Genomic DNA, 9,783 nt, shown 5'->3' on the forward strand with positions numbered 1-9,783 from the left:
ATGATTATACGGATCAACAGATGAAGTTAGTGCTTGAAGATGCGAAGAAGTATACGGATGAGCACATCAATGATATAGTCAACAATGGTGTTAGTGAGTCCAAAGCCTATACAGATATGAAGTTTGAGACGTTAAATTATGCAGTTGAGGATGTCCGGAAAGAGGCAAGACAGGCTGCGGCTATTGGATTGGCGGTGTCTAATTTACGTTATAATGATACACCAGGAAAGTTAAGTGTTGCACTTGGTGCGGGTGTGTGGCTCAACCAATCTGCCTTTGCTATTGGAGCGGGTTATACCTCTGAAGATGGAAACACACGCTCGAATGTATCGATTACAAGTGCTGGAGGTCGCTGGGGTGTGGGTGTAGGATTAAGCTTCACGCTAAATTAATAAAATTCACTATTATTTTTAAAATCGCCCCTGTCTTGCATATACAGGGGCGAAAACTATTGAGCGATGAAAGAAATGATTTCCACAAATAATAATTGCTGTATTGATGCTAAAAATAAAAAAGAGAAAAGGTGTGAAAAGTAGTGTATTTTATGCAAATTTGATAGAAGCAGTGAAAGGACTGGTTAGTTGTTGCATGATTATCATCGAACAGTAGATGAAGAGTGTTCTTGAAGATACAAAAATGTACAAGTAAGGGGATCGTTAATAATAATAAATCTTATACAATATAAAATTTTAAGTATTGAATTATGAGTTTGAGGATATCAAAAAAGAAAGAAAATAAACTGTAACTTTTACTTTAGCAGTACGTATTTAAGTTAATAATATTTAGGTTAACATAAATATTTAACAAAGCAGCAAACTGTAATCTAAAAAGCAATATATTACGTAATGTTTTTGATAAAAAGACACACTAGAATTCAGTATAATATATTTCTATTAAAATTACTAAAAAATTCTATTTTTAACTATTTTAATTATTTCTGTATGCAGCAGCGGTAATGATTGAGTACAAATTCACTGATCAAAACGAGATTATCTAAAACACAACGGTGTATAAGCATTTCTATAAACGTCCATAGAGCAAATAACGAAGCTATGAACACTAGAATTATTTCACAAAAAAATAATTAAATTCACTTTATGACTTGCTATTTTTCTTAATTTTATATAGAAAAAAGCGATAAGCGAATCGCTAAAGATTCTTTTTCAAAACGCGGGGAAACAATCATGACAAAATCATATAGCAGTTATAAATTCATTCCGGATAACTTTAAGACGACAACTCTAAAGTTATGAATGTTTCGCTTATTTTTACAATAAAAACGCAATAATCTTACGATAAACATCCTAAATCACTCAGCAAATAATCCAATCACTCTTTGCAATAAACATCCTTTATTGCCTCTTAGATACAAATTAGATAGTGGCACACAAATATGTCTTCTCGATATTCATTCCAGTTTTTCTCACAACCTAAATCAAGAGGTTTTTGCAAAAAAACTCCCTGAAGTCAGAAAACAATCGCTACTTTTCGGACCACCATTATTAAAAGCTTAGATAGTCCTTTTTCCCATTATGGCAACCCTAGTCTTTTATAAAAAAGACCTTCTGAGGACTTCTAACGCCAGAATATGTCTTTTTAATGTTTTTATTACTTGGAGAAGTTATTATGAAAAAAATATATACCACACAAAAAATGTCAGCAGTCAATAATTTAAAAAACTCTTGTTCGCCTTATGGATTTTCTTTTATTAAAACGCTTTCATTGGTTTCAGTAGCTGTTTTTTTATCAAATGCTTCTCCTGTTTCTGCTTGTGATCTTTGGGGTAATGTATCAACTTATTTTGGTGGTGGTGCGAATGTGCGTAAAAGTATTGCACCAACCTATATAATTGACGGTAGCTTGTATAGAGATGTTGGCTCTGCGTTTTTAGGGGTAGATCGTAAATTCAAAGGCTTAGAAGCTAATCTTAAGCTTGAGATTAAAAATGCCTTTGATACTGCGTTTATAGGTTGGGGAACATGGAAGCAGCAGATTGATAAGCAATTTCAAACAATCTTGTCTGATATGCTTGTTAAGCAAAATGCTGTAGGGACCATTACAATTGGTGCAAACAAAGGTGGCTATGTAATAGATGTTGCAAATAATTCTCGTGAAGCGCGGCTTATTACTGGTGTTCGTAATGCTGCGCTTAGTCCAACGTCAGATCAAGCAGTCAATGGTTCCCAGCTGTATAAATTAGGCATTGGGGTAGCGAGGTCTTTTGGGGGTGGTGCTGGATATGATAAAAGTGGAAACTGGATAGCTCCTACTTTTACGGTTAAGGCCTTTGATAAAAATGGTAATGAAGTTAACAAGAGGTATAATAGTGTTGCGGCGGCATTTACGGGTGTAAGCGATTCTTTTGCAAATCTAGATAAAAAGATTGAGAATGTAGTGACCAATGTGGCAGGGAATAGCCTTGTTAAGCAAGATGATACAGGATTGATTACCATTGGTGGAAAAGTAAGTGGAGCGAAGGTAAGTATTGCAAACAGTGATAATGGGGCGCGGACTCTTACCGGTGTTAATGCGGGCTCGATTACAGCAACATCGACAGATGCGATCAATGGCTCTCAGCTTTATTCGATGAACAATGTAGTGGCAGGCTATTTTGGCGGTGGTGCTGAGTATAAAGATGGAAAATGGAGTGCTCCTACTTTTACAGTTAAAGTCTTTAATGAAGATGGTCATGGAGCAGAAACGCACTATGAAAATGTTGCAGATGCATTTACAGGTGTAAGCGATTCTTTTGCAAATCTAGATAAAAAGATTGAGAATTTAGTGACCAATGTGGCAGGGGATAGTCTTGTTAAGCAAGATGATACAGGACTGATTACCATTGGTGGAAAAGTAAGTGGAGCGAAGGTAAGTATTGCAAACAGTGATAATGGGGTGCGGACTCTTACCGGTGTTAATGCGGGCTCGATTACAGCAACATCGACAGATGCGATCAATGGCTCTCAGCTTTATTCGATGAACAATGTAGTGGCAGGCTATTTTGGCGGTGGTGCTGAGTATAAAGATGGGAAATGGAGTGCTCCTACTTTTACAGTTAAAGTCTTTAATGAAGATGGTCATGGAGCAGAAACGCACTATGAAAATGTTGCAGATGCATTTACAGGTGTAAGCGATTCTTTTGCAAATCTAGATAAAAAGATTGAGAATGTAGTGACCAATGTGGCAGGGAATAGCCTTGTTAAGCAAGATGATACAGGACTGATTACCATTGGTGGAAAAGTAAGTGGAGCGAAGGTAAGTATTGCAAACAGTGATAACGCATTGCGCACTCTTACCGGTGTTAATGCTGGTTCGATTACAGCACTGTCGACGGATGCGATTAATGGCTCTCAGCTTTATTCGATGAGTAATTTGGTTGCTAGCTATTTTAGTCGTGATGCTGGATATGATGCAGATGGAAAATGGAATTCTCCTACTTTTACAGTTAAAGTCTTTAATGAGGATGGTAATGGAACAGAAACGCACTATGAAAATGTTGCGGATGCACTTTCTGGTGTAAGTAGTTCTTTTACAAATCTTAATCAAAAGATCGAAAATGTGACAAGCGACAGTTTTGTTAAGCAAAATAGCACAGGGCTTATTACGATTGGTAGGAACAAAGCCGGTGATAGAATAGATATTACAAACGACGTGAATGCACCACGTGTTCTCTCTGGTGTTAAGGGAGGGGTATTTACAAAAACATCAACAGAAGCAGTAAATGGTAGCCAGCTTTATTTATTGTCTCAGGCATTTGCAAGTTATTTTGGCGGTGGTGCTGGATATAATGACGAGGGAAAATGGTCCGGTCCTACTTTTACAATTAAATCCTTTGATGAGGATGGTAATGAGACTGAGCATAAGTATACGAATGTCGCGGATGCATTTGCGGGCGTTAATGATGTTTTCAAAGATTTGAATCAGCAGATTATAGATGTAAAGGATGGTATTGATATTACTGAAAAAAGTAAGGTGTCTCAAAAAAATGGTGATGCGAATGATATTATTACCGAAGGCTTTCCTTTTATGAGAATGGCATCTGTGATGAGAATGTTACCTGTAGCTCTAGATGAGATGGAGGATGAGGTTGAGGGTGAGGATAATGGAGACACGTTAGCTATTGGTTCTAAATCACCATCAAAAAAAGTGAGTATTCTGAATAGTAAAGGTGAAACTCGGACTCTTGTGGATGTTGCTGCTGGTAAGCTTTCAGCAGACTCCACTGAGGCGGTCAATGGTTCCCAACTTTATTCACTGAGCACTGCGGTTGCAACGTCTTTAGGGGGTGAAGCCGGTTATAATGAAAAGGGAGAATGGAAAGCTCCTAGCTTTATGGTAAGTCAGTTTAAAGATGGTCATCTTTCAGAGGAGTCATATAATAATGTCGCATCTGCTTTTGCTGGTATGAATGAGACTCTATCCATTATCGACAATCGCCTTAGTAAGGTTGAGAAGGAGGGAAGCTCTAACGGAGACTCTAATGGTTTTCCGTGGAATGAAGAAAAAGGAGCATATGACGTTAGTCACAATGGAAAAGATAGTAAAATTACGCATGTAGCGGATGGTGATATATCAAAAGGTTCGAAGGACGTTGTGAATGGGGGGCAACTTTGGGATACAAATAACAAAGTCAAAGACGTTGCAGATAAGGTGACAGAAGTTGAAAAAAAGGTGGATGTTGCGGTTAGCTATGATGTCGAGGACGGAAAGAAAACCAATAGCATTAGCTTAACAGGTGGAAATGAAAGTGAGCCTGTTTTGATAAACAATGTAGCGAATGGTGAAATTAAAGAAGGTTCTAAGCAAGCAGTGAATGGTGGTCAGTTACATGATTATACCAATGAGCAGATGGAAATTGTTCTTAAAAATGCGAAAAAGTATACGGACGATCAAGTTGGTAATCTTATCAATGATAGCGTTAACCAGGCAAAGTCTTATACTAATATGAAGTTTGAGGCATTAACCTATGATATTAATAATGTGCGCAAAGAGGCAAGACAAGCAGCAGCGATTGGCTTGGCAGTGTCTAACTTGCGTTACTTCGATGAGCCAGGATCTTTGAGTCTTTCATTTGGTGGTGGTTTATGGCGTGGTCAATCCGCTTTTGCTGTTGGTGCAGGTTATACGTCTGAAGATGGCAAGATTCGTTCTAATTTATCAGCAACCAGTGCCGGAGGTCATTGGGGTGTAGGGGGTGGAATAACTCTGAAATTAAAATAACACCAGATAGTACAAGAAATTACAATTTAACTAAAATTTCACCCTTGTCTCATCAGACAAGGGTGGAAATTTTATATTATAGAGAAGTAATATTTTACAGAGAAAATCATAGAGTCGTATTATTATAAAATTTTATAATACTTTTAGTGAGATTAATTTTAGCGAGAAATAAAGCACTTTAACAAAAATTTTACAAATGCAGAGTAATGCTCTTATATAAATGAATAGAATTCATAATCGCACATTATTTGAAAAGTGTATATTTTATAGCTTCATCGCTAGAAAAAATCCATTGGGGAGATATTTTTTAAAAAAATCAAAAATCCCATCTATTATTTTGTTTTATTTGCTCTGTACACAACAGAAGCACTCATGAGTTATACAGCAACGGCAATGATGAATAAGACTCGTTTTGGTCAAAACAAGGACACCAAAAGCAAACGATGAAATAGAACCTCTATATTAAGTCTATAACATATGCAATAAAGCTATGAATTTTAAATATAAAGATATTCCACGATTGCCTAAACCGTAAAGACTCATTCTGTAAAAATAATTAAATTCATTTTCTTCTTGCCTTTTGTCTTAATAGTCTATAAAAGCACAAAAGAGTATTGAATAAGACTCGTTCTGGTAAAAACAGAAGATCTATCGCAAAGGGAGGTGCATAGAATTATGAGAAGATCACACAATTATCCCCATTTTATTTTAAGACCCTTAAGAGAGAACTCTAAAAGTCAGGAATAGACCGCGCATTCTCACGAGAAAAGTGGAGCATCCTCCACTAAGAACACTCTCAACAACCTAATCTTCCCCACAATAAGCACGCGTTTCCTCCTAAGTGTACAAAATGAGCTCTTTTACTTCAAAAACCATAAAACACAGACTCGACAAAAGCGTGAAAAGACAGCCTTTCTCTTCTTTTTTCATGTTCACATCAAGAAAACCTTTTCAGAAAAAAATACTCTGCTTAAAGGTAGAAAGCCTCATTAACCGAATTGTTAACCAACATCAATCGCAACCTTAGCGAAGCCTTAATCACTTCTGTCTGCTTCTGCGAAAAAACCAAACTTTACAGAGAACAAACAAAACTCACAACGCTGGATCAACTCTAGCGCTAAAATATGTCTTTTTAATGTTCTCAATATGTTTTTATTACTTGGAGAATTTGTTATGAAAAAATTATATACCACACAAAAAGCGCAAGTGGTGAGTGATTTTAAAAATTCTTATTCGGTTTATCGATTACTTTTTGTGAAAGCGCTTTCATTGGCTTCAGTGATTATCTTTTTATCAAATATTTCTCCTGTTTCTGCTCATACGCAGATTTCAAATAACATATCAAACGATTTTAGTGGTGGTGCAAATATGCTTAAAGCTATTCCACCAGCCTATATAGTTGGCAGTAAATTGTATGCAGATAGTGACTTTGCATTTATAAGGGGTGAAGAAGAGGACTTCAAAAACTTAAGCTCTAATATTAAGCTTCAGACTAAAGCTGCTTTTGATGTTGCGTTTGCAGGAAGGGAGGGGTTTAAGAATGGAGTAGATAAATTTTCTGGTGTTAATAGTTCCTTCACAAGTGAGAATCGTCAGATTGCTGAGATAAAAGTTCCTGCTGTTATTGGAGGAAAACAAAATAATTTATCTCAAGGGAATGGTCAGCATGAAAATACCAATAACTTTTCTTTCATGAGCGGCTTATCTCGTGGATTAGCTCGCGAGGATAAAGAAGATGAGAGTGACAAAACGACGGCTGTTGGTGCTAAATCACCAACAAGAAGACTAAGTATTCTAAATAGTAATAAAGAAACTCGGATTCTTATGGGTGTTACTGCTGGTGAGCTCTCAGCAAAATCCACTGAGGCAGTGAATGGTTCTCAACTTTATTCACTGGGCACTGCGGTTGCTACGTCTTTAGGTGGTGACGCAAGCTATGAAGATGGCAAGTGGGTCGCTCCTACATTCCATTTTAAGAGTTTCAACGAAAATGGTGATGTCACTGACACGACTTATACTGATGTAACCTCTGCCTTTATTGGTGTTGGAAATTCATTCGAGAAAGTTAAAGATCAATTTGCGAATATTAAGGATGAAATTGACAAAAAGATCAGCGCAGTTCAAAGTGATGCTTTGTTGTGGGATGGCACTAAAGGTGCGTTTGTCGCAGAGCATGGCAAAGAAGAAGCGAGAACGAATAGCAAGATCACGTCACTTGCCAATGGTAGTATCACTAAAGATTCCACGGATGCGGTTACGGGTGGTCAGCTTTATTCGATGAACAATGCATTAGCAGGATATTTAGGGAGTGACGCAAGCTATGAGGATGGTCAATGGACGGCCCCAAGCTTTATCCTGAAAATGTTTGGTGAAGATGGTAAGGAAGATGAAAAGCAGACCTATAATAATGTAGGCTCTGCGTTTGCAGGAATTGATACGAACTTCAGCAATGTTAACAAGCATCTGAATACCGTTGTTAATGACTTTAATAAAAAGTTAGACAGTATTAATAAGGAAGTTAAAGGGGATTCCTTGTTATGGAGCAATGAACATAACGCGTTTATAGCAACGCATGGCGAAAAGGATAGCAAGATTATGCATCTTGCGGATGGAACGGTTGCCTCTGGTTCAAGTGATGCTGTTAATGGTTCACAGCTCTATACTCTAGGGAGCGGTGTTGCTACGTCTTTAGGTGGTGACGCAAGCTATGAGGATGGTAAGTGGATCGCTGCTAAATTTAGGGTTAAGACCTTCAGTGAAGATGAAACGGAAGATACGAAGGAATATGGGACTGTAGCAGCTGCCTTTGATGGCGTTAATGTCGCTTTCACAAACTTTGGTAAGAAAATCACCAATCAGATTAAGCAGGAGCTTGGTAATCAGATCAGCGAGCAGATTAAGAGTGATGCGTTGTCATGGAATGATGGTGAGAAAGCGTATGATGCAGGTCATGGAGCAGAAGGAGCAAGAAGTAACAGCAAGATTATGCATCTTGCGGATGGAACGGTTGCCTCTGGTTCAAGTGATGCTGTTAATGGTTCACAGCTCTATGCTCTAGGGAGCGGTGTTGCTACGTCTTTAGGTGGTGACGCAAGCTATGAGGATGGTAAGTGGGTCGCTGCTAAATTTAAGGTTAAGACCTTCAGTGAAGATGAAACGGAAGATACGAAGGAATATGAGACTGTAGCAGCTGCCTTTGATGGCGTTAATGTCGCTTTCACAAACTTTGGTAAGAAAATCACCAATCAGATTAAGCAGGAGCTTGGTAATCAGATCAGCGAGCAGATTAAGAGTGATGCGTTGTCATGGAATGATGGTGAGAAAGCGTATGATGCAGGTCATGGAGCAGAAGGAGCAAGAAGTAACAGCAAGATTATGCATCTTGCGGATGGAACGGTTGCCTCTGGTTCAAGTGATGCTGTTAATGGTTCACAGCTCTATGCTCTAGGGAGCGGTGTTGCTACGTCTTTAGGTGGTGACGCAAGCTATGAGGATGGTAAGTGGGTCGCTGCTAAATTTAAGGTTAAGACCTTCAGTGAAGATGAAACGGAAGATACGAAGGAATATGAGACTGTAGCAGCTGCCTTTGATGGCGTTAATGTCGCTTTCACAAACTTTGGTAACAAAATCACCAATCAGATTAAGCAAGAGCTTGGTAATCAGATCAGCGAGCAGATTAAGAGTGATGCGTTGTCATGGAATGATGGGGAGAAAGCATATGATGCAGGTCATGGAGTAGAAAGAGCAAGAAGTAACAGTAAGATTATGCATCTTGCGGATGGAACGGTTGCCTCTGGTTCAAGTGATGCAGTTAATGGTTCACAGCTTTATGCTCTAGGGAGCGGTGTTGCTACGTCTTTAGGTGGTGACGCTAGCTATGAAGATGGCAAGTGGGTCGCTGCTAAATTTAAGGTTAAGACCTTCAGTGAAGATGAAACGGAAGATACGAAGGAATATGAGACTGTAGCAGCTGCCTTTGATGGCGTTAATGTCGCTTTCACAAACTTTGGTAACAAAATCACCAATCAGATTAAGCAAGAGCTTGGTAATCAGATCAGCGAGCAGATTAAGAGTGATGCGTTGTCATGGAATGATGGGGAGAAAGCATATGATGCAGGTCATGGAGCAGAAGGAGCAAGAAGTAACAGTAAGATTATGCATCTTGCGGATGGAACGGTTGCCTCTGGTTCAAGTGATGCTGTTAATGGTTCACAGCTTTATGCTCTAGGGAGCGGTGTTGCTACGTCTTTAGGTGGTGACGCAAGCTATGAGGATGGCAAGTGGGTTGCGCCTACATTCCATTTTAAGAGTTTCAATGACAATGGTGATGTTACTGACACGACTTATACTGATGTAACCTCTGCCTTTACAGGTGTTGGAGATTCATTTGAGAAAGTTAAAGATCAGTTTGCGAATATTAAGGATGACATTGGCAAAGAGATCAACGCAGTTCAAAGTGATGCTTTGTTGTGGGATGGTACTAAAGGTGCGTTTGTCGCAGAGCATGGCGAACAAGGAGCAAGAACGAATAGCAAGATTACATCACTTGCCAATGGAGATATTAAT

Annotated in this window: 2 protein-coding genes and 2 pseudogenes; all 4 read left to right on the forward strand. The window is 38.5% G+C overall.

Going from position 1 to position 9,783, the window contains the following annotated elements; genetic code table 11:
• Positions 1-392, forward strand: a 392-nt coding sequence (locus PVV65_RS08545; RefSeq protein WP_273789876.1) for a YadA-like family protein, incomplete at its 5' end; no start/stop codon positions are given.
• Between the two features lie 1,633 nt (positions 393-2,025).
• Positions 2,026-3,777 (forward strand): annotated as a pseudogene (locus PVV65_RS10045) (adhesin); the annotation flags it as partial.
• Positions 3,778-4,071: 294 nt separating this feature from the next.
• Positions 4,072-5,217, forward strand: a complete 1,146-nt coding sequence (locus tag PVV65_RS10050; RefSeq protein WP_404978400.1) for a YadA-like family protein — start codon at positions 4,072-4,074, stop codon at positions 5,215-5,217.
• Positions 5,218-6,390: 1,173 nt separating this feature from the next.
• A pseudogene (locus PVV65_RS08555) lies at positions 6,391-9,783 on the forward strand (hypothetical protein); the annotation flags it as partial.

This window comes from Bartonella sp. ML70XJBT, from assembly GCF_028618425.1.
Taxonomy (GTDB): Bacteria; Pseudomonadota; Alphaproteobacteria; order Rhizobiales; family Rhizobiaceae; genus Bartonella.